Origin of the sequence: Pseudonocardia ammonioxydans (assembly GCF_900115005.1) — a bacterium.
Lineage (GTDB): Bacteria > Actinomycetota > Actinomycetes > Mycobacteriales > Pseudonocardiaceae > Pseudonocardia > Pseudonocardia ammonioxydans.
This window is the reverse complement of record NZ_FOUY01000011.1, coordinates 1-20,604: the sequence shown is the minus strand read 5'-3', so window position 1 is coordinate 20,604 and position 20,604 is coordinate 1. Positions and strand designations below refer to the sequence as shown.

The 20,604-nt window shown below is 75.1% G+C and carries 17 protein-coding genes, 2 rRNA genes and 1 pseudogene; 2 read left to right on the top strand and 18 right to left on the bottom strand.

The window, feature by feature from the left end; genetic code table 11:
• Nucleotides 1-118 precede the first annotated feature (118 nt).
• From BM093_RS37195 to BM093_RS12505, 6 genes and pseudogenes are all read right to left on the bottom strand, one after another.
• A pseudogene (locus tag BM093_RS37195) lies at nt 119-976 on the bottom strand (segregation and condensation protein A); the annotation flags it as partial.
• A complete protein-coding gene (locus tag BM093_RS12525) occupies nt 973-1,866 on the bottom strand; it encodes a ParA family protein (RefSeq protein ID WP_093341899.1) in 894 nt (297 codons plus the stop codon). The pseudogene BM093_RS37195 and the gene BM093_RS12525, both read right to left, overlap by 4 nt.
• A 210-nt stretch (nt 1,867-2,076) precedes the next feature.
• Entirely contained in the window at nt 2,077-2,742 is a 666-nt protein-coding gene (locus tag BM093_RS12520) for a DUF4097 family beta strand repeat-containing protein (protein WP_143105355.1), read from the bottom strand.
• Nucleotides 2,743-2,869: 127 nt separating this feature from the next.
• Nucleotides 2,870-3,739 (bottom strand): DUF559 domain-containing protein, encoded by an 870-nt coding sequence (locus BM093_RS12515; protein WP_177238432.1) that lies wholly within the window; start codon nt 3,737-3,739, stop codon nt 2,870-2,872.
• Between the two features lie 128 nt (nt 3,740-3,867).
• Nucleotides 3,868-4,791 (bottom strand): site-specific tyrosine recombinase XerD, encoded by a 924-nt coding sequence (locus BM093_RS12510; protein WP_093342356.1) that lies wholly within the window; start codon nt 4,789-4,791, stop codon nt 3,868-3,870.
• 12 nt (nt 4,792-4,803) lie between these two features.
• Nucleotides 4,804-5,796 (bottom strand): LLM class F420-dependent oxidoreductase, encoded by a 993-nt coding sequence (locus BM093_RS12505; protein WP_093341890.1) that lies wholly within the window; start codon nt 5,794-5,796, stop codon nt 4,804-4,806.
• A gap of 112 nt (nt 5,797-5,908) precedes the next feature.
• Here BM093_RS12505 and BM093_RS12500 point away from each other — a divergent pair, with 112 nt between their 5' ends.
• Nucleotides 5,909-7,270: a DUF1707 domain-containing protein gene (locus BM093_RS12500; RefSeq protein ID WP_093341887.1), complete on the top strand. Its 1,362-nt coding sequence runs from the start codon at nt 5,909-5,911 to the stop codon at nt 7,268-7,270.
• Nucleotides 7,271-7,273: 3 nt separating this feature from the next.
• Here the strand turns inward: BM093_RS12500 and BM093_RS12495 are convergent, their stop codons facing one another.
• The 10 genes from BM093_RS12495 to BM093_RS35895 all read right to left on the bottom strand — a co-directional run bounded on the left by BM093_RS12495 (nt 7,274) and on the right by BM093_RS35895 (nt 18,626).
• Complete coding sequence (locus BM093_RS12495; RefSeq protein ID WP_093341884.1) at nt 7,274-7,912, bottom strand: NUDIX domain-containing protein; 639 nt, start codon at nt 7,910-7,912, stop codon at nt 7,274-7,276.
• A 152-nt stretch (nt 7,913-8,064) separates the two neighbouring features.
• The gene (locus BM093_RS12490; protein ID WP_245773483.1) at nt 8,065-9,870 is read right to left on the bottom strand and encodes a CTP synthase; all 1,806 of its coding nucleotides are present in this window, start codon (nt 9,868-9,870) and stop codon (nt 8,065-8,067) included.
• Between the two features lie 24 nt (nt 9,871-9,894).
• A complete protein-coding gene (locus tag BM093_RS12485; RefSeq protein WP_093341881.1) occupies nt 9,895-10,806 on the bottom strand; it encodes a copper transporter in 912 nt (303 codons plus the stop codon).
• Nucleotides 10,803-11,978 (bottom strand): putative cytokinetic ring protein SteA, encoded by a 1,176-nt coding sequence (steA, locus tag BM093_RS12480; protein WP_093342353.1) that lies wholly within the window; start codon nt 11,976-11,978, stop codon nt 10,803-10,805. The genes BM093_RS12485 and steA overlap by 4 nt, the downstream gene beginning before the upstream one ends.
• A gap of 190 nt (nt 11,979-12,168) precedes the next feature.
• A complete protein-coding gene (gene recN / locus BM093_RS12475) occupies nt 12,169-14,007 on the bottom strand; it encodes a DNA repair protein RecN (RefSeq protein WP_093342350.1) in 1,839 nt (612 codons plus the stop codon).
• A 113-nt stretch (nt 14,008-14,120) separates the two neighbouring features.
• Nucleotides 14,121-15,032: an NAD kinase gene (locus tag BM093_RS12470; RefSeq protein WP_093341876.1), complete on the bottom strand. Its 912-nt coding sequence runs from the start codon at nt 15,030-15,032 to the stop codon at nt 14,121-14,123.
• Complete coding sequence (locus tag BM093_RS12465) at nt 15,029-15,850, bottom strand: TlyA family RNA methyltransferase (protein WP_093341873.1); 822 nt, start codon at nt 15,848-15,850, stop codon at nt 15,029-15,031. The genes BM093_RS12470 and BM093_RS12465 overlap by 4 nt, the downstream gene beginning before the upstream one ends.
• 2 nt (nt 15,851-15,852) lie before the next feature.
• Nucleotides 15,853-16,059, bottom strand: a complete 207-nt coding sequence (locus BM093_RS12460) for a hypothetical protein (protein ID WP_093341871.1) — start codon at nt 16,057-16,059, stop codon at nt 15,853-15,855.
• Between the two features lie 117 nt (nt 16,060-16,176).
• Complete coding sequence (locus tag BM093_RS12455) at nt 16,177-17,172, bottom strand: HAD-IIA family hydrolase (protein ID WP_093341868.1); 996 nt, start codon at nt 17,170-17,172, stop codon at nt 16,177-16,179.
• The gene (locus BM093_RS35895) at nt 17,169-18,626 is read right to left on the bottom strand and encodes a tetratricopeptide repeat protein (RefSeq protein ID WP_177238431.1); all 1,458 of its coding nucleotides are present in this window, start codon (nt 18,624-18,626) and stop codon (nt 17,169-17,171) included. The genes BM093_RS12455 and BM093_RS35895 overlap by 4 nt, the downstream gene beginning before the upstream one ends.
• A 612-nt stretch (nt 18,627-19,238) precedes the next feature.
• On the opposite strand from BM093_RS35895, the gene BM093_RS35890 reads away from it, so the two are divergent.
• Nucleotides 19,239-20,243 (top strand): hypothetical protein, encoded by a 1,005-nt coding sequence (locus tag BM093_RS35890; protein WP_177238430.1) that lies wholly within the window; start codon nt 19,239-19,241, stop codon nt 20,241-20,243.
• A 35-nt stretch (nt 20,244-20,278) separates the two neighbouring features.
• Here BM093_RS35890 and rrf read toward each other — a convergent pair.
• Both rrf and BM093_RS12440 read right to left on the bottom strand, forming a co-directional pair.
• A 5S ribosomal RNA gene (gene rrf, locus BM093_RS12445) occupies nt 20,279-20,395 on the bottom strand.
• 107 nt (nt 20,396-20,502) lie between these two features.
• A 23S ribosomal RNA gene (locus BM093_RS12440) occupies nt 20,503-20,604 on the bottom strand; the annotation flags it as partial.

Here is a 20,604-nt window from a genome sequence, read left to right as displayed (position 1 = left end):
CGGTAGCGGCGTCGGTAGCGGCGTCGGCCTCCCCGTCCGCCGACCCGGCACCGGACGAGTCGTCCACCCGGTTCTTCTTCCGCCGGCGCCGGTTCCGGGCCCGCACCGCCTCCTCGGCGGCGGCCGCCTCGTCCTCCAGCGCGGCGGCGTAGGCGACCGGATCGTCGGTGCGGTCGGCGGTCCAGGTGACGGTGAGATCCCCGAACGGCTCGGGCTGTTCCAGCGCCACCGACCGCTCCCGGTACAGCTCCAGCAGCGCCATGAACCGTGCGACGACCTCCAGCGTCGCCACACAGTCCGCGGTCAGCTCGGCGAAGCTCGCGACCCTCACCTCGGCGAGCCGCTCGCGCAGCAACTGGGCGTGCTCGGGCACCGACACGTGCACCGCGTGCAGGTGGTCGACGCCCACCTCCTCCGGCGGACGCGGCCGGAACACGGTCGCGGCCAGCTCCGCGAAGGCCTGCGCGTCCACCCCGAGCAGCACCTCGGGCAGCAGCTCGGCGTACCGCTCCTCCAGCGACACCGAGCGGGGGAACCGGCGCATCGCACCGTTCTCCAGCTCGACGAACAGCTGCGCGGCCTCCTTGTACGCGCGGTACTGCAGCAGCCGCGCGAACAGCAGGTCGCGGGCCTCGAGCAGGGCGAGGTCCTCCTCGTCGTCCACCTCGGCCCCCGGCACCAGCCGGGCCGCCTTGAGGTCGAGCAGGGTCGCCGCGACGACGAGGAACTCGGTCGTCTCGTCGAGGTCGGCGTCGTCACCGAGGTCGGCCAGGTGCGCGATGAAGTCGTCGGTGACCTTGTGCAACGCCATCTCGGTGACGTCGAGCTCGTGCTTGCCGATCAGCTGCAGCAGCAGGTCGAACGGGCCCTCGAAGTTGGCCAGCCGGACGGTGAAGCGGCGGCTGCGCGGGGAGGCGACGTCGTCGTCGCCGAGGTTGTCGACCGGCCCTGCCGGATCACCAGCGACCAGCGTCACCGAGCGATGACCTCACGGGCCAGCATCCGGTACGCGTCCGCCGCGTGCGACGTCGGCGCCCACGACGTGATCGGCTCGCCGGCGACCGTGGTCTCCGGGAACTTGATCGTCCGGTTGATGACGGCGTCGAACACCTTCTCCCCGAACGCCTCGACCACGCGGTCGTGGACCTCCTTGGTGTGCAGCGTGCGGGTGTCGAACATCGTCGCGAGCACCCCGAGCAGCCGCAGGTCCGGGTTGAGCCGGTCGGTGACCTTGTCGATGGTGTCCATCAGCAGCGCGACCCCGCGCAGCGAGAAGAACTCGCAGGCCAGCGGGATGAGGACCTCGTCGGCGCAGGACAGTGCGTTGATCGTGAGCAGGCCGAGCGAGGGCTGGCAGTCGATGAGGACGACGTCGTAGTCGGGCAGGAAGCGCTTCAGCGCGCGGCCGAGCGCCTGCTCCCGTCCGACCTCGGTGACCAGCTGGACCTCGGCCGCGGACAGGTCGATGTTCGACGGCAGCAGGTCCATGTTCTCGACGCCGGTGTCCTGCAGCACCTCGTCCGGGTCGACGTCGCGCTCCATCAGCAGGTTGTAGACCGTCGACTCGAGCTGGTGCGGCTGCACCCCGAGCCCGACCGAGAGCGCGCCCTGCGGGTCGAAGTCGACGAGCAGGACGCGGCGGCCGTACTCGGCCAGCGCGGCCCCGAGGTTGATCGTCGAGGTCGTCTTGCCGACGCCGCCCTTCTGGTTCGCCACCGCGATCACACGGGCGGGGCCGTGCACGGTCAGCGGCGCCGGTTCGGGCGCGCGGGCGCTGGTGCTGGGGGTGCCTCGCCCCGGGTCCGGCGTCGGCTCGTCGGCCGAGTCGTCGTGCCGGCCGTGGGGTTCCGGCCGCGTCGGGTTCATGCGGTCTCCGGTCTCGTCGTGGGTGCCGTACCGGGGTCGCGGATCTCCACTGCACTGATCCCGATCCGCACTGTAGGAATCGGCCCCACGTGCGGCAACGCGCCTCGCCGTGCACGTCGCGAATGGATTTCGGGTCACCCTACCCGCGCGGGGCGGCCGCCCGGCGGCGCCCGGCGGGTGCGGCGTGTCGCCCGGGGTCGATCGGCCGGGTCAGTCGGCCGGCACGACCCGCACCCCGCCCGCCGTACTGCGCGCGGTGATCCGGTGGTCGGCTCCGGGCTGGTCGGGCACCTCGACGCTGGTCGACCCGGCCGTGGTCTCCGCCGTCACGTGATAGGCGGGGCCGATCGGCACCCGGATGTCGACCGACCCGGCCGACGACTCGGCGTGCACGTCCGACGCGGGCGTGGCGAAGGCCAGGTCCACCCCGCCCGCGGTGGAGCGGGCCCCGACCGAGCCCGGTCCGAGCCCGGTGCCCCGGACCCCGCCGGCGGAGGTCTGCAGGTCCTGGTCGCCGGTCAGCCCGCTCACCTCGATCCCGCCGGCCGAGGCCTCGACCCGTGACTCGGCGGACTCCGGCACGGTGATCACCAGGCCGGCCTGGCAGCGCTCGCCGCCGTCGTCGGGGCAGCGGACGGTCACCGTCAGGACGTCGCCGTCGAGGCGGTGCTCGACCTCCGGCTTCGCGTCCCCGGTCCAGCGCAGGTCCTGCTCCACCGACGCCCGGTCCCCGGCGACCAGCCGGACCTCCCCGGCGTCGGACTCGACCTCGACGCGGTCGACCGTCCCCTCGACCGGATCCGTCAGCGTCTCCCGCTGCTCGGGGCCCGTGCCCCCGCACCCGGCCAGCACGAAACCCGCCGCCGCCGTCGCCATCCACACTCCGTACCGCATCAGGACCAGAACGTAGCGGAGCACCCCGACCCGCCCCCGCGACGGGGCGGCGATCACGGATCGGGAGGGGAACCGGCCATCGGTGACCGGTTCCGCGCCGGATCCGTGATCAGCGCGCCCGGGCGAGGGCGTGGCGGATCTGGGCGAGGACGCGCCCCGGGGCCTTCTCCAGGTCGTGCCAGGTCACGCGGAGCAGCACCCAGCCGGCGGTGACGAGCTCGTTGCCCTTGCGCCGGTCGTTGCGGAACCGGGCGACATCGGAGTGCCACGCCCAGCCGTCGATCTCGATCGCGAGCCGGGCGGCCGGGAAGGCCAGGTCGATCTCGTAGGGACCGAAGGGGTACGCCAGTCGCCAACCCCCGATCCCGGCGTCGCGGAGCAGCCGGACGAGCCGTCGTTCCGCAGCCGAGGCAGCCCGGTCGGCCGCGGCGACGAGCAGCCGCCGGGCACCGGTCGCTCCGGTCGCTCCGCACAGGCGGCACCACGCCGCGTGCACGTCGTCGAAGGTGACCCATCGGCGTTGCAGGGCGCGGTCGAGGAGGGCGCCGCCGTCCGGGACCGCGATCGCCGTCTCCAGGACCGTCAAGGGGCGGGCGGTGAGCCCGATGCCCGCACGGCTCGCACGGTCGGCCGCCGTCAGGTCCCGCCGGCGCACCCGCGTCCCGGGCCGGGGACGCCGCGACGTCGCACGCGGAACGGTCACCGTGACGACGGCGGGTGGCGTCTCGAGCAGGCCGTACCACCATGCAGCGGCCGGCCCCGAGATCAGCCCGCGGGGCCCCGCCCACAACGACACCGCACGGATCCTGGCCCGGGGCCCGTACCGGTGCGCGCCGTCCAGGAAGACCCCCGGGTACGGCGACGACCAGCGTCCCTCCTGGACCCAGCGGCGCGCCGTCCGCGCGGAGACCCCGCAGGCCACGACCTGCGCCGTCGTCACGACACCGTCCTGTGCGCGCAGCACCGCAGCCAGACCCACGGGCTGATCGTCACCGTGCCACGCCCCCGGCACGTCGGATCGCCCTCCCGCGTCGCGGGCGCGAACCGCTGATCACGCATCGGGAGCGGGACCGGCCATCGTCGACCGGATCCGCGCCGGATCGGTGATCAGCCCCGGGCCCGGGGGTGGGCGGTGGCGTAGACCTCACGCAGCGTGTCGACGGTGACGTGGGTGTAGATCTGGGTCGTCGCGACCGAGGCGTGCCCGAGCAGCTCCTGCACCACCCGGACGTCGGCGCCGCCGGACAGCAGGTGCGTGGCGAAGCAGTGTCGCAGGGTGTGCGGCGAGATCGACGCCACCACCGACGGTTCCAGGCCGGACGCCTCGGCCGCGGAGCGCAGCACGTGCCACGCGCTCTGCCTCGACATCCGGTTGCCGCGGGCGTTGATCAGCAGGGCCGGGGTGCCCGCGCCGCGGGCGCCCAGCGTGGGACGCGCGCGCACCAGGTAGGCGTCGACGGCGGCCAGCGCGGGCCGCCCGACCGGCACGATGCGCTGCTTGTTCCCCTTGCCGTGCAACAGGACCGTTCGCGCCTGCTGGTCGAGGTCGTCGAGGTCCGCGCCGACGATCTCGGAGATCCGGGCGCCGGTCGAGTAGAGCAGCTCCAGCAGCGCCCGGTCCCGCAGCCCGGTCGGCGAGTCCGCGACGCAGCCCGCGATGAGCTGGTCGACCTGGTCGATCGACAGCGCCGTCGGCAACCGCGACGGCAACGACGGGGGCGCGACCCCGGCGGCGACGTCGGTCGGCACCGTCCCCTCCTGCACCGCGAACCGGTGCAGCCCGCGGACCGCGGCGAGCGCCCGCGCGGCCGAGGACGCGGCCAGCGGGCGCTCCCCCGTCCGCAGCGCGGTCACGAACCCCGCGACGTCGGTCTCCTTCACCGCGGACAGGTCGCCGCGGCCGAGGTCGGCGAGGTGGCCGGTGTAACGGTCCAGGTCGAGCCGGTAGGAGCGCAGCGTGTTCGGCGCCCGCCCGCGTTCGACGGCGAGGTGGCCGAGGTAGTCCTCGACCACGCGTTCCGGAGTCGGCATCACCCGGACCGGTCAGCCGCGCAGCGCCGGAACGACCTCGCGCTCGAACAGCTCGATCCCCGACCGGTCGTAGGCGGCCTCCGGGAAGTAGAAGATCCCGTAGCTCATGCCGGCGTCCTGCAGCGCGGACAGCTTCTCGACGATCTGCTCGGGCGTCCCCACGGCCGGCAGGCCCTCGAACGCCGACAGCGCGCTGCGGGCCTTCTCCGGTCCGACGATCGGGGTGATCCGGTCGACGAGCTGCTGCAGCCGGTCGGAGACCTCGGCCTCGGTCTCGCCGATCGCGACGTTGTAGTTGGCCGAGCGGACGATCGCGTCGAAGTCGGTCCCGACCTCGGCGCAGTGGCCCGCGAGCACCTGCGACTTGTGCCGGAAGCCCTCGAGGGTGCCGTCGAAGTTGGTGTACTGCGCGTACCTCGCGGCGATCTTCAGCGTGACCTTCTCGCCGCCGCCCGCGATCCAGAGCGGGATGCCGCCGTCCTGCAGCGGGCGGGGCGCCACGATCGCGTCGTCGACCCGGTAGTGCGTGCCGTCGAGGGACGCGCGGCCGTCCCGCCAGGCCTGGGCGAAGATCTGCACGCCCTCGTCGAGCATCCCGAGCCGCTCGCCCGGCCGCGGGAAGCCGTAGCCGTAGGCGCGCCACTCGTGCTCGTACCAGCCGCCGCCGATGCCCATCTCGACGCGGCCCTTCGAGATGACGTCGCAGGTCGCCGCGACCTTCGCCAGGTAGGCGGGGTTGCGGTAGGCCATGCACGTGCACATCTGCCCGAGGCGCACGCGCTCGGTCGTCGCGGCGAACGCGGCCATCAGGCTCCACGCCTCGTGACAGGCCTCGTCGGTGGGCTCGGGGACGGTGTGGAAGTGGTCGTAGACCCACACCGACTCCCAGACGTCACCACGGTCGGCGTGCTCGGCGACGCCGCGCATCACGTCCCACTGGGCCGCGGGGTCGATGCCGACGAGGTCGAGACGCCAGCCCTGGGGAATGAACAGTCCGAAACGCATGGGCCGAGCCTAGGACGGCGGGCACCCACCGGCCGGGCACGCCACGGCGCGCCGTCGGCGCGGTCTGCACTGCGTCTGCACAGCGGGGTCCATCGCCGATACCGTCGTGGGCATGAGCGCGGACGAGGTCGGCTACGCCGAGCAGGAGGACGCCGTCCGGGCGCTGTCGGCCCACTACACCGCCGGACGGCTGGACGTCGACACCTTCGACGACCGCGCCCGGGCGGCCCGGGCGGCGACGACGCGGGCGGCGCTGGCCGGGCTGTTCAGCGACCTGCCTGCGCCGCACCCGGACGGTCTCGGCGATGCCGCGCGCGGGACGGCCAGCGCACCCGCGGACGGCACCCCCGCAACGCCGCACCCGGCGGCCGGGCAGCCCGACGCGTCGATAGCCGCCGGGCAGTCGGAAGCCGCCGGGCAGCCGGACACGTCGGAAGCCGCCGGGCAGCCGGACGCGTCGGAGGCGGCCGGGCGGCCGGACGCGTCGACGGCGGCCGGACCGCCGGAGCCGTTCGCCGCGGAGAGGGGCGCGGTGCCCGGGACGCCGTCCGCCGCCGGCACGTCGGAGGCGGTCGGTTCGGCCGCGGCAACCGCGCGGGTGCCGATGCCGGACCCCACGCTCACGGCCCCCGCCCCGGACCCGTCCGGGCACCCGGCCGCGGGGCCCTGGCCCGACTCCTCCCCCACGACCGCGCAGCCCGTGCCGCCGTGGCCCGCGGGGGGCGGGTCCGGCACGCCACTCGGCCCGGCGACGTACGGACCCGCGGGCCCCGGCTACGGCACGGGTCCCCCTTACGGCGCGGGGAGTCCCGGGTACGGCGCGGCCGGGTACGGCGCGGCCGGGTACGACGCCGCCGCGTACGAGGCGCCCGGTTCCGGATCGGCCGGCCACGGGGTGGCAGGCCACGGAGCCGACGGCTACGACGGCGCCGGCTACGGGATCGCCGGCCACGGGGCTGCGGGCCACGCACCAGGCGGGTTCGGACCCGCAGGCTACGGACCAGCAGGCCACGGACCCGCCGGCTACGGACCGGCCGGGAATGGCGGCCCGGCCGGGTATGACGCGGCAGCGTTCGGCACCCCCGCCGTGGGTCCGCCCTACGGCGGCGCACCCTGGTTCGGCGCCCCCGGCTACGGCACCCCGGCGTACGGCGCGGCCGGGCCCGCATACCCGCCGCACCCCGGCCCACCCGTGTACGGCCCGTACGGCTACGACCCGTCGGCGCCGTTCGGGCGCGAGCCGTACTCCGGGCTGCCCTACTCGGACAAGCAGAAGATCGTCGGCGGTCTCCTGCAGATGTTCCTGCCGTTCGGCATCGGCCGGTTCTACACCGGACACACCGGGATGGCGATCGCCCAGCTGCTGGTCACGTTCTTCACGTTCGGGCTCGGCGCCGTCTGGCCGTTCATCGACGGGATCGTGATGCTCGCCGGGCGCCCGACCGACTCCGCCGGGCGCCCGCTGCGCCCGTGAGGCTCACTCGTCGCCGTCGCGGCGGCGGGCGAAGCGTTCCGGCCGGTCCACCCACTCGGTGCCGACCGGCCGCGGCTCGTACTCACCGGCCAGTACCGACCGGGCGGCGAGCAGCCCGGCGCAGGACACCGCGTTGACGATCTCGCCGGAGTGGACCATCCCGACGGCCTCGTCGAGCGGGATCCAGCGCAGCTCGAGGTCGGCCTCCTCGTCGTCGCCCAGGTCCGGGCGCGGCTTCTCGACGAGGTCGCGCGCGAGGTAGATTCGCACGGACTCGTCGGAGAACCCGGGTGAGGGCACGACGTCGAGCAGCACCGACCACGTGTGCGCCGACAGCCCGGCCTCCTCGGTGAGCTCCCGGTCGGCGGTGACGGCCGGGTCCTCCCCCGCGATGTCCAGCAGGCCCGCGGGCAGCTCCCACAGCCGGCGGCGCACGGCGTGCCGGTACTGGTGCAGCATCCGCACCCGGCCCTGCTCGTCGACGGCGACGACGGCGACCGCGCCCGGGTGCTCGAGGATCTCCCGCGTCGCGACCCGGCCGTTGGGCATGACGACCCGGTCGGAGCGCAGCGCCATGACCCGGCCGGAGTAGATGTCGGTGGCCGACCGGACCGGGAAGTCGTGCTCGCCGGGGCGGATCATCGGGCCGCCGCCGGGGTCACGGGTGCGGGAACGCAGTACGACACGATCACGCTCCGCAGCGTAATGGCTCCGCAACGCGCACCGCTCGCGCGGCGGACCGTGCCGCCGTACGGCACCCGTGACGCGGCGGTCGGCAGCCGCGCACACCGGGCTCAGGACCGCCGCGTGCTCTCGGTGGGGGCGGACCCGTTCGCGCTGGCCGCGTCCTCCTGCACCGTCGCGTCGGCACCGGCGCCGCTGTCGGTCTCGATCTCCGCCTCGGCCACCGGCCCGGGGTCGGACGAGCGCCCCGGCAGCTGCACCGGCAGCCGGTCCTCGGCCCGGTAGCGCAGCGCGGCGTTCACGAACGCCGCGAACAGCGGGTGCGGCCGCGTGGGACGGCTCTTGAGCTCCGGGTGCGCCTGGGTCCCGACGAAGAACGGGTGCTGCGCCGACGGCAGCTCGACGAACTCGACCAGGGTCCCGTCCGGGGAGGTGCCGAACACCAGCCCGGCGTCGGACAGCTGCTGCCGGTAGGCGTTGTTGACCTCGAAGCGGTGCCGGTGCCGCTCGGAGACCTCCTTGGCGCCGTAGGCCTTCGCGGTCACCGACCCGGGGACCAGCACGGCCGGGTAGGCGCCGAGGCGCATGGTGCCGCCCATGTCGCGCTCGCCGGCGACGACGTCGCGCTGGGTCGCCATCGTCGAGATCACCGGGTGCTCGGTGTCCGGCTCGAACTCCGAGGAGCTGGCCTCGGGCAGGCCCGCCAGGTTGCGCGCGGCCTCGATCACCATGCACTGCAGGCCGAGACAGAGCCCGAGGGTCGGGATCTTGCGGGTACGGGCGTGCGTGATGGCGCCGAGCTTGCCCTCGATGCCGCGGATGCCGAACCCGCCCGGGACGAGGACGCCGTCGACGCCGTCGAGCGCCTCGGCCGCCCCGGCCGGGGTCTCGCAGGTGTCGGAGGGGACCCAGCGGATCGCGACCTTGGCGTGGTGGGCGAACCCGCCCGCACGCAGCGCCTCGGTGACCGACAGGTAGGCGTCGGGCAGGTCGACGTACTTCCCGACCAGCGCGATCGTCGCCGTCTCCTGCGGGTGGTGCACCCGGTCGAGAAGGTCGCCCCACACCGTCCAGTCGACGTCGCGGAAGGGCAGGCCGAGCCGGCGGACGACGTAGGCGTCGAGGCCCTCGCCGTGCAGCACCTTCGGGATATCGTAGATCGACGGGGCGTCGGCGCAGGCGGCGACGCCGTCGAGCTCGATGTCGCACATCAGCGAGATCTTGCGCTTCATCGCGTCCGGGATCTCGCGGTCCGCGCGCAGCACCAGCGCGTCGGGCTGGATACCGATGTTGCGCAGCGCGGCGACCGAGTGCTGGGTCGGCTTGGTCTTCAGCTCGCCCGACGGTGCCAGGTAGGGCACCAGCGAGACGTGCAGGAAGAAGCAGTTGTCCCGGCCGACCTCGTGCCGGACCTGGCGGGCGGCCTCGACGAACGGCAGCGACTCGATGTCGCCGATCGTGCCGCCGACCTCGGTGATCACGACGTCCGGGGCGATGCCCTCGGCGTCGGGCTCGGCCATCGCGAGGACGCGGTCCTTGATCTCGTTGGTGATGTGCGGGATGACCTGCACGGTGTCCCCGAGGTACTCGCCGCGCCGCTCCTTGGCGATGACCTCGGAGTAGACCTGGCCGGTGGTGACGTTGGCCCGGCCCTGCAGGTCACGGTCGAGGAAGCGCTCGTAGTGACCGATGTCGAGGTCGGTCTCCGCACCGTCCTCGGTGATGAACACCTCGCCGTGCTGGAACGGGTTCATCGTCCCGGGGTCGACGTTGAGGTACGGGTCGAGCTTCTGCATGGTGACCCGGAGTCCGCGTGCCGTGAGGAGCTGCCCCAAGCTCGAGGCGGTGAGGCCCTTACCCAGCGAGGACGCGACCCCACCGGTGACGAACAGATGACGGGTGGCGCGAGTCTGCACGGAACTTCAGCCTACCGTCTGGTTTCAGACGGCCGGAACCGGGCTCGTCGCGCCGGGCCCGGAGCCGTACTGACCGGTGCGGCCCGCGTTGCGCTCGGCGAGCGCGAGGACCGTCGCGACCCGTCCGGCGCCGGTACCGACCCCGTCGACGGCGGACAGCGGGCCGCCGCTGCCGCGGGCGGCGCCGACCGCGCCGTGCGGGGACGCGTCCCGCCCCGCGAGCACCGCGCCGGCACCACGCCGGTCGAGCTCGGCGGCGAGCCCGGCCGCCGTGGCCGCGGACCCCGCGGCGTCGACACCGTCGTAGGCACCACCGGTGACGACGACGGCGAGCCGCCCCGGCACGAGCTCGCCCGCGGGTGGTGCGGCGAACCCGCCCCCGGCGAGGCCGGCGACGACGGCACCGGCCTGCTGCGGGTCGGGTGCGGGACCGTCCGCGGGGGCGAGCAGCGCCGCACCGAGCAGCCCACCGGCGAGCGTGCCGGGCTCGGAGGAGGCGGGCAGCTGGGCACCCGACGGCAGGAGCTGCGCGGACAGGTCCCGCAGCTGGTCGGCCCGGGCCGGGTCGGTGACGGCCGGGGTCAGCTCCACCTCGGAGGCGACCTGCCCGCCGGCCGCGGTCACCAGTTCGGCGACCGCCCGGGTGTCGGCCGGATCGGCCCCGAGCGCGACGACGGTGACCGGCACGCCCTCGAGCTTGCCCCGCACCAGCTCCGGCGCGATCCGCATCGTGAACTCGTCCGTCGAGCGCTGCTGCGCGGCCAGGGTGTCGCGTTCGGCGCGCAGCTGCTCGACCTCACCGGAGCCGCCGGCGGCGTCGGTGGCACCGCTGACGATCCGCTGCGGCAGGCCGACCGCGGCGATGACGACGCCGGCCGCCAGCGCGAGCACGAACACCGTGACCAGTGCGATCCGGTGGTAGCGCCGGGAGATCACGCCGGGAACCAGGACCGCACGGTCTCGATCACGCCGCGGCCCCACTCCAGCACCGCCGGGCCCGCCCCCGACACGAGCACCGCGACGACGACGGCCACCACCGCCGCGGCGATCAGCAGGAGCAGCGGCGCGAACGACGTCCGGCTCCGGTACATCTGCGCGATCATGGCGCCGTCGACGACGGAGCCCCCGGCCTGCAGCCGGGTCAGGAACGTCGAGGCGTTGCCACCGGAGCGGCCGCGGTCGAGGAACTCGGCCATCGAGGCGGACAGCCCGACGGTGACGATCATCCCGGCGCCGTGGTGATGTGCCAGCAGCAGCGCGAGGTCCTCCGGGTTCGCCATCGACGGGAACGTCACGGCGCTGGCACCGAGGTCCTGCACCCGGTGCAGGCCGGGCGCGTGCCCGTCCGGGAAGGCCGGGACGACGACGTCGGCGCCGCTGGTCAGCGCCTGGTTCGACACCTCGGACGGGTCGGCGACGACGAGGTGCGGCCGGTACTTGGCGTTCATCAGGGCGTCCGCCCCGGCGCCGACACCGATCAGGACCGGCCGGTACTCCTTGATGTAGGCCTTGAGGCGTTTGAGCACCGCGGTGTGCTCGAAGCCCGCGGCCACGACCAGCACCGGGCGGCCCTCGAGCGCGACGTCGACGTCCGGGACGCCGTGCCCGTCTAGCAGCAGCGACCGCTCCCGGCGCATGAACTCGATCGTGTTGGCGGCGAACGCCTCGAGCTGGTGGGTGAGTCCCTGCTTGGCCTCGTCGAGCGCGTCGGCGACCGAGTCCTCGGTCTGCTCGCGCCCCTCGCCGAGCGGTTGCTCGCCGGAGTAGAGGACGCCGTCGTGCAGCCGGACCTTCGTCCCGTCCTTGACCGCACGCAGGAGCTCGGCGCCGCAGTCGTCGACCAGCGGGATCCCGGCCTCGACCAGGACCTGCGGGCCGAGGTTGGGGAACCGGCCGGAGATCGACGGCGCCGCGTTGACGACCGCGGCGACCCGGGCGGCCACGAGCGCGTCGGCGGTGGACCGGTCGAGATCGACCTGGTCGAGCACGACGATGTCGCCGGGGCGCAGCCGGCGCAGCAGCGCCTCGGTTCGGCGGTCGGTGCGGGCCGGGCCGGTCAGGCCCGGCAGCTCCGGTCGCGTTCGGTGCAGCAGGCCGGACAGCTTCATGGAGCGCACTGTGACACCGGGGACGGCCGGGACGGCGCAGGCACGCCGCAGCGTGACCACAGCGTCACCGGCTCGGGCGGTACGGGTGAGCCGACGGGCGACGCGGTGCGCCCCCGCCGGGCCGGCCGTACACGCCCACCCGGGTACGGGCGTGCCGGGCGCGCGTGCCCGGCCCGGCCGCCGCGGGGCCTCAGCCGGCCTGCGCGACCGTGCGACGCCGGGACCGGCCGCCGCCGCGCGCGCCACCGGCGCGGCGCGACCGGGCCTGGGCGAGGTCCGCCGGGGCGGCCGCCGCCCGGTCGGCGTCCCGGTGCGCGGTCGCAGCGGCGCGCAGCTCCTCGGCGTGCGCCCGCCCGGTGTCGGTGTCCTCCATGCCGGCGAGCATCCGGGCGAGCTCCTGGCTGCGTTCCTCCTCGGACAGCCGCCGCACACTGGAACGGGTCACCCCGGCGCCGGAGGCCTTCTGCACGACCAGGTGCCGGTCGGCATACGCCGCGACCTGCGGCAGGTGCGTCACGACGATCACCTGGTGCCGCTCGGCCAGCCGGGCCAGCCGGCGGCCGATCTCGACCGCGGCCCGGCCGCCGACCCCCGCGTCGACCTCGTCGAAGACCATGGTCGGGACCGGGTCGGACCCGGCGAGTGCCACCTCGAGCGCCAGCATCACCCGGGAGAGCTCACCGCCGGAGGCCCCCTTGTGCAGCGGCTGGGCGGTCGCGCCGGCGTGCGGGACCAGCCGGATCTCCACCTCGTCGACGCCGCCCGACCCCGCGTGGCACTCCCGGCCGCCGACCGTGAGCACCGGGCCCTCCCCCGCCGGCCGCGGCACGACACCGACCTGCAGCCGCGCGTCCTTCATCGCCAGCCCCTCGAGCTCGGCGGTGGTCGCCTCGGCGAGCCGCCCGGCCGCCTCGGTGCGGGCGGCCGTGACCTCGGCGGCCCGCTCGGCCAGCTCGGCCGACAGCTCGTCCCGGCGCCGGGACAGCTCGGCCAGCGCCTCGTCGGAGGTGTCGAGCCCGTCGAGGCGTTCACGGGCCGAGGCCGCCCACTCCAGCACACCGTCGGTGTCCGCGGCGTACTTGCGGGTGAGCGACTTCAGCTCGGCCTGCCGTTCGAGGACCCGGGACAGCTGCTCGGGGTCGGCGTCGAGCCGGTCGAGGTAGCCGGACAGCTCCGCGGTCACGTCGGCCAGGACCGCGACCGCCTCGGCCAGCCGCGGGCCCAGCTCCACCAGCGCCGGGTCACCACTGCCCTCGACGAGCCCCTTCGCCTGCCCGGCGAGACCGACGGCGCCGGGCGACTCGCCGTCGTCCGAACCGGACAGCGCCGCCCGGGCACTCTCCGCGGCGGCCCGCAGGTCGTCGGCCTCCGCCATCCGGCGGGCGCGCTCGACCAGCTCGCGGTCCTCGCCGGGCTGCGGGTCCACGGCCTCGATCTCCGCCAGTCCGTGCCGCAGCATGTCCGACTCCTGGGCCAGCCGCCGGGCGTTGTCCCGGCGTTCCGCCAGCTCGGCGGTGACCTCGAGCCACGCACCGCGCCGCGCCCTGTAGGCCGCCAGCGGGACGGCCACCGGGTCACCGGCGAAGCGGTCGAGCAGCGCACGCTGGTCCGAGCCGCGCAGCAGCCGCAGCTGGTCGTTCTGCCCGTGCACCGCCAGCTGGGCCTCGGCCAGCCGCCCCAGCACCCCGTTCGGTACGGACCGGCCTCCGAGGTGCGCGCGGGACCGGCCGTCGGCCGACACCGTGCGCGCCGCGATGAGCGAACCGTCGTCGTCGGGCTCCGCACCGACCTCCTCGGCCAGCTCGAGCGCGCCGGGCGACGCCACGAACCGCCCCTCGACAACCGCGCGCTTCGCCCCGGCGGACACCCGCGACGACTCGGCCCGCCCCCCGCCGAGCAGGTGCAGTCCGGTCACGACCATGGTCTTGCCCGCCCCGGTCTCACCGGTGAGCACGGTCAGACCCGGGTCCAGTTCCAGGGTCGCGTCGTCGATCACGCCGAGCCCCTGGATCCGCATCTCGGCCAACATGCGGGGGACCATACGTTCGAACACCGACAGCCGGAACCGCCGACACACCCGAACGCCGAACGGATGTTCGCGCGGTCGCCTCCGTGCGCCGAACGGTCAGCGCCGAAAAGCGATCAGGTGTTCGAGACGCGGCCGCGCCAGCCGCGCACGGGAAGATCGAACTTGCGCACGAGCCGGTCCGCGAACGGTTGCACCGCGAGCCGGACCATCCGCACCGGTTCCGCCGCGCGGCTCAGCTCCACCCGGCCGCCGGGCGGGACGGAGAAGGTCCGCCGCCCGTCGCAGTCGAGCACCGCGGCCGGCCCGTCGGCCGAGACCTCGATCGCCACCGCACTCTCCGGGGCGATCACCAGCGGCCGGGCGAACAACGCGTGGGCGTTGCTCGGCACCACGAGCAGCGCGTGCACCTGGGGCCAGATCAGCGGCCCGCCCGCGGAGAACGCATACGCCGTGGACCCGGTCGGGGTCGAGCACAGCACGCCGTCGCACCCGAACGACGACACCGGCCGCCCGTCCACCTCCAGCACCACCTCGAGGATCCGCCCGCGCGTGGTCTTCTCGACGACCGCCTCGTTGAGCGCCCAGGTCCGGCCCAGGACCTCCCCGTTCGACCGGACCAGCGCCTGCAGGGTGGTGCGTTCCTCCACCTCGTAGTCGCCGGCCGCGAGCTTCTCCAGGGTCTCGTCGAGGGTGTCCTCCTCGGCCTCGGCGAGGAAGCCGACGTGCCCGAGGTTCACCCCGAGCAGCGGGACACCCGCCGGACGGGCCACGTCGGCGGCACGCAGCAGGGTGCCGTCACCACCGAGGACGAGCACCGCCTCCGCACCACGGGCGGCGTCCGGCCCGGCCGGGACCTGGACGGGCGCCGGCCCGTCCGGCAGGTCCGGGTCCGCGCCGAGCTCGGCCCACTCGTCGACGAGTACCCGGTTGCGCAGGCCGAGCCGGCTGAGCTCGCTCATGACGTGCACGGCGGTCTTCCGGTTCGCCGGCCGGCCGGTGTGCAGGATCAGCAGGATCTCTCTCATGCGGGTCCGTCCGCGACGGCGGTGGCGAGCATCGCCTCCGCATCCGGCTCGGGACCCGGGTCGTCACCGGCCGTGCGGCGCAGGTGCAGGAAGTACTCGACGTTCCCGGACGGGCCCGGCAGCGGGCTCGCCGTCGCACCGAGCACCCCCAGGCCGAGGCCGGTCGCGACGGTCGCGACGTCGCGCAGGGCCTCCACCCGCAGCTGCGGGCTCCGGACGACCCCGCCCGAGCCCAGCCGCCGGCGCCCCACCTCGAACTGCGGTTTCACCATCGGCAACAGGTCCCCGCCGGGTGCGGTGCAGGCGGCGAGCGCGGGCAGGACCGTGCGCAGCGAGATGAACGACAGGTCGGCCACCACCAGGGTGACCGGCCCGCCGATCTGCTCGGCGTCCAGCGCCCGGACGTTCGTGCGGTCGTGGACGTCGACGCGGTCGTCGGACTGCAGCCGCCAGACCAGCTGGCCGTAGCCGACGTCGGCGGCCACGACCTGGCGGGCTCCCCGGCTGAGCAGGACGTCGGTGAACCCACCGGTCGACGCCCCGGCGTCGAGGCAGCGGCGCCCGGCCGGATCGACGTCGGTGAACACCTCCAGCGCCCCGAGCAGCTTCTTCGCGCCGCGGGAGGCCCACTCGGGCTCCCCGGTGCCGGCCTTCACGACGACCGGGGTGTCCCGCTCGACGAACGTCGCCGGCTTCGCGGCGGGCAGGCCGTTCACGGTGACCCGGCCCTCCGCGATCAGTTCGGCCGCCTGCCCGCGCGAGCGGGCGAGCTTGCGCCGGACGAGCTCGGAGTCCAGCCGCGCACGAGTGGGCGCCACGCTCAGCCCCGCTCCGACCCGGCGCTCAGTGCCCGCCCGAGCGCGCTGTGCACCCGTTCGAACGCGGCCGGGTGCTCGGCCACCGGGCGGGCGTCGAGCCCGTCGAGCCCGGCGACGGCCTCCTCGACGTCGGCACGCAGCGCGGCGACCGGGCGCTCGTCCGGCGGCCGTGGGTCACCCGGACGCGGGCCGGGGGTGGGAACGGTCATCGATGATCCTCGGGGACGGGGTTCTCGCGGCCACGGTAGTCGACCGCCCCGACAGCCGGCGGACCGCAGGGCGCCACCGGAGCGGTCGGCGCCGCGCGGTCGCCGGGCGCGGCGATCTCAGCTCCCGAGCCCGAGCTGCGCGAGGGCACGGCCGGCGGCACCGCCCTCCGCGGTGACCCGCACCGCGCCCTGCTGCCAGGCGGCCGCGCAGAGCGCCCGCAGCGCGTCGGTGACGGGCTCGGCGGACGTGCCGTCGCCGGACAGCCGCAACCCGTCGGCACCGGCGTCGACCTGCCAGCCCGGGCGCGGGCCGGGCACCAGCTCGTCCGGGTGGCGGGTGAGCGCGGCCAGGTCCGTGCCGAGGTAGGTCGGGCGCAGCTCCGGCGGCGCCGCGAGCAGGTCGGCCGGGCCGCTCGCCCCGGTGAGCACCATCAGCGACGGCGCACCGAGGGCGTGGGCGCCCTCGATGTCGGTGTCGAGCCGGTCACCGACCACCAGCGGCCGCACCGCAGGCCCCTGCGCCTCGCGCAGCAGCCGCGCGGCCGGCTTGCCGGCGACCTGCGGCTCGGCCCCGGACGCCGTGCGGACGACCTGCACCATCGAACCGTTGCCGGGCAGCGGACCCCGCTCGGTCGGCAGCGTGGCGTCGACGTTGGTCGCGATCCAGCGCGCACCGCCCCGGATCGCGACGACGGCGTCGGCCAGCTGCCGCCAGCCGGTGTCCGGGGAGTGGCCCTGGACGACGGCCGCCGCGGCGTCGGCGTCGGCGGTGACCGTGAGCCCCCGGGCCCGGACCTCGTCGGCGAGCGCGGCCGCCCCCACGACGAGCACCGACGCGCCGGCCGGAAGCTGCTCGGCGAGCATCGTCGCCGCGGCCTGGGAGCTGGTGCGCACGTCCGCGACGTCGGCCGGGAAGCCCAGCTCGGCCAGGTGCGCGGCGACCGCGGACGGGCTGCGGGAGGCGTTGTTGGTGACGTAGACCGTCGGCACGCCCCGGTCCGCGGCACCGCGCACGGCGTCGACGGCGCCGGGGATGACGTCGGCTCCCCGGTACAGCGTGCCGTCGAGGTCGGCGAGCAGGACGTCGTGGTGGGACAGCAGGTCGTCGGTCATCCGCGCTCCGCCGTCGGGTCCTCCGGACCGGGGTCGTCCCCCGGTACGTCGGCCTCGGCGGGCCCCGTGCCGTCCGTGGAGCCGTCTCGGTCCTCGCCGGTGTCGTCGCCGGACTCCTCGAGGGCGGTCGGCCCGTCGACGACGGCGGCCTCGGTGGAGGTCGCCGGCACGCCGTCGTCGGCGTCGTCGGCGTCGTCCCGGTCGCTGCCGATGGTGTCGCCGGCACCGTCGCTCTCGCCACCGTGGCTCACGCCGCCGTGGACCTCACCGTCGCCGTGGACCTCGTCGCCGTTGTGGATCTCGCCGTGCAGCTCGTCGACCGGGACGTCCTCGAAGGCGACGGACAGCTCGTCCTCCTCGAGGCCGGGCAGCTCCTCGCCGGTCAGCTCGGCGATGCGGTGCGCCGCGTCGGTCCGGCCGTCGGTGTCCGCATCGTGGGCGTGCACGAACCACTCGACGGCCTCGGACTCCCGTCCTGCGGCGAGCAGGTTGTCGGCGAACGCGTAGAACAGCCGCGCGCTCCAGGGATCGCGGCGGGACGCCTCGAGCTCGGGAACCTGCAGCCCGACGACGGCGGCCTCGACCTCCCCGAGGTCACGCCGTGCACCGGCCGCGACGATCAGCAGCTCGATCCGCTCCTCGGTACCGAGATCCCGGGCCTCCGGGCTCCGGGCGAGGTCGAGGGCCCGCTCGGGGCGTCCCAGTGCCCGCTCGATGTCCGCCATGACGTGGACGTGCCCGGGACCGCCGCCCATCCGGCGGGACGCGCGGAACTCGCCGAGCGCCTCGTTCCACTCCCCCGCGTGGTAGGCGACGATGCCCGCCGCCTCGCGCACCACGGCGATGCGCGACGCGCGCCGCCGGGCGTAGCGGACGTGTTCGAGCGCGAGCTCGGGTTCCTCGTCCACAAGGACACCGGCCGCGACGAGGTGCCGGGCGACCGACTCCGCGGTCTCCTTCTGCAGCCCCCGCAGGTCGCGCCGGACGCTCGCGTCCAGCTCCGACGCCGAGATCGAGTCCGGGAGCTCGGGCTCGACGACCATGGTGCGTTCGGCCGCCTCGGGCACCCGGCGGGGACGCCCACCGCGCTCACGCCGGTCGTCACCCCGGCCGGGCCGGTCGTCGCGGCGCCGGTCCGTGCGCGGACCACGGGCCCGGCGGTCCTCCCACTGCTCGGGACGACGGCGGGGCCGCTGCTCTGCGCGGTCGTCGCCGCCCGATCGGCCGTTCGCCTCCGCGGCGGGTCCGGTGGGCTGCTCGCCCACGGCCGGGCCGACGGCAGCCGTGTCCGCCGGCTGTGCACCGGCCGGATCCACCCCGACGGCCTCGCCGGGCTCGTCAGACCCGCCGGAATCGTCGGCGGGGCGCTGGTCGCGGCGGGGACGCACCGGACCGACCTGCTCAGCCGGCGGGAGGTCGTCACGGTCGTAGCGGCTGGTCTGCTCCGCAGCCACCGGGTCCGTGCGCTCCCCTCCGGCGGTGGGCCGGGGGTCCTGCTCCTGGACGGTGTGGCCCCGGTCGTCGTCCCGGAAGCGGTCACGGTCGCGGGACGGCCTCCCGTCACGCTCGCCGCCCCGGGGCGGGCCTCCCCGGCTCGCGTCGTCGCGGAACGGCCGTCCGCCACGGTCACCGCGGGCCGCGCGTGACCGGTCGTCGTCGCCGCCGGGGCCGCGACGGCCACCGAACCCGCGGTCGTCGCGGTCGCGGTACGAGCCCCGGTCCCGCCGGTCGTCACGGTCACGCCGGTCGTTCCGGCCGCCGCCATCGCTGTCCCGCGACGGCCTCGCGCTGCGGTCATCACGGCCACGGATGTCGTCGCGGCCACCGAACGAGCCCTCCCTGCGGGGCCCACCGTCCCGGAAGGGGCGGCGCTCACGGCTGTCGGACGAACGCTCACCCCGGTCGTCCCGCGCACGGGACGGACGCCGGTCGTCACGACCGCCGAAGGAGCCCTCACGGCGGTCGTCACGGCCCCGGTACGGCCGGTCCCCGCGGTCGTCGCGGCCCCGGGGCGAGCCACCACGGTCGTCACGGCCCTGGTACGGCCGGTCCCCGCGATCGCCACGGTGCGGGCGGCCCCCACGGTCGTCCCGACCGCCGAACGAACCCTCACGGCGGTCATCGCGGCCCGGGTACGACCGCTCACCACGGTCGTCACGGTGCGGGCGGCTCCCACGATCGTCGCGACCGCCGAACGAGCCCTCCCGGCGGTCGTCGCGACCCCGGTACGACCGCTCACCACGGTCGTCGCGGCGCGAACCGCCGCCGCGGTCGTCGCGGCCCCGGAACGGACGATCGCCACGGTCGTCGCGTCCGCGAGACGGCCGGTCGTCACGCCCACGGAAGCCGCCGCCGTCGCGTTCCTGGCGCGCCCGGAACGAGCCGGGACGGTCGTCCCGGCCTCCGCCACCGCGGTACGGGCGGTCCTCACCAGCGCGGCCACCACCGGGCCGCCGGTCGCCGCGGTCGTCACGACCACCGAATCGACGATCACCACGGTCGTTCGTCGTAGGGCCGTCGCCACCGCGATCCGAGCGGCGCTCGAACGGCCGGCCACCGCGGTCACCGTAGGAGTCGTCCCGACGTCCACCGGACGGCCGGTCACGTCGGTCTCCGTCGCGGCGCCGCTCGCCGTAGCCGCCGCTGCGGTCCTGGCCGGCGCTCCGGCCGCCGCGGTCCGCGCCCGGTCGCCCGCCGTCGCGGCGATCGCCACGGCCGCGATACCCGTCCCGGTCCGGGCCTCCGCCCCGCCGCTCACCGCGGTCGTCGCGTCGCGGGCGGTCATCGCGTCGCGGGCGGTCATCGTCGTTCCGGCGTCCGCCGCTGCGTCGCCGGTCGTCCGACCCCTGCGACCATCCCGAGCCGGCGCGGGCTCCGCGGCCGCCGCTCCGCTCAGGGCGTCGGCGTTCCTCGCCTTCCCGGCCGCCGCCGGGACGTTCCCCGTCAGTCACGTGTTCAGGGTACAAACGACACCGTCACTTCCGCGGTCGGCGACCGCACAGAGCGTCCGTCCCCCAGCTGTGGCGGGAACGACCGCAGACACACGAAAAAAAGGGGAGCCCGCACGGTGACAGCACCGTTGCAGGCTCCCCTTTCTGAGGTTGAATGTCGGCAGTGACCTACTCTCCCACACCCTGTCGAGTGCAGTACCATCGGCGCAGGAAGGCTTAGCTACCGGGTTCGGAATGGGACCGGGCGTTCCCCTACCGCCATAACCACCGACAACACTATCCAAAACAAAACCCCAACCCACACAGGTCAGGGACCGAGCACAACCACACAAACCATGGTTGTGGACTCAGGGTCACACAGTGGATGCGAACAACATGTCATGGCAAGCCCTCGGCCTATTAGTACCGGTCAACTCACAACCCCTCACAGGGCTTCCATCTCCGGCCTATCAACCCAGTCATCTCCTGGGAGCCTTACCCA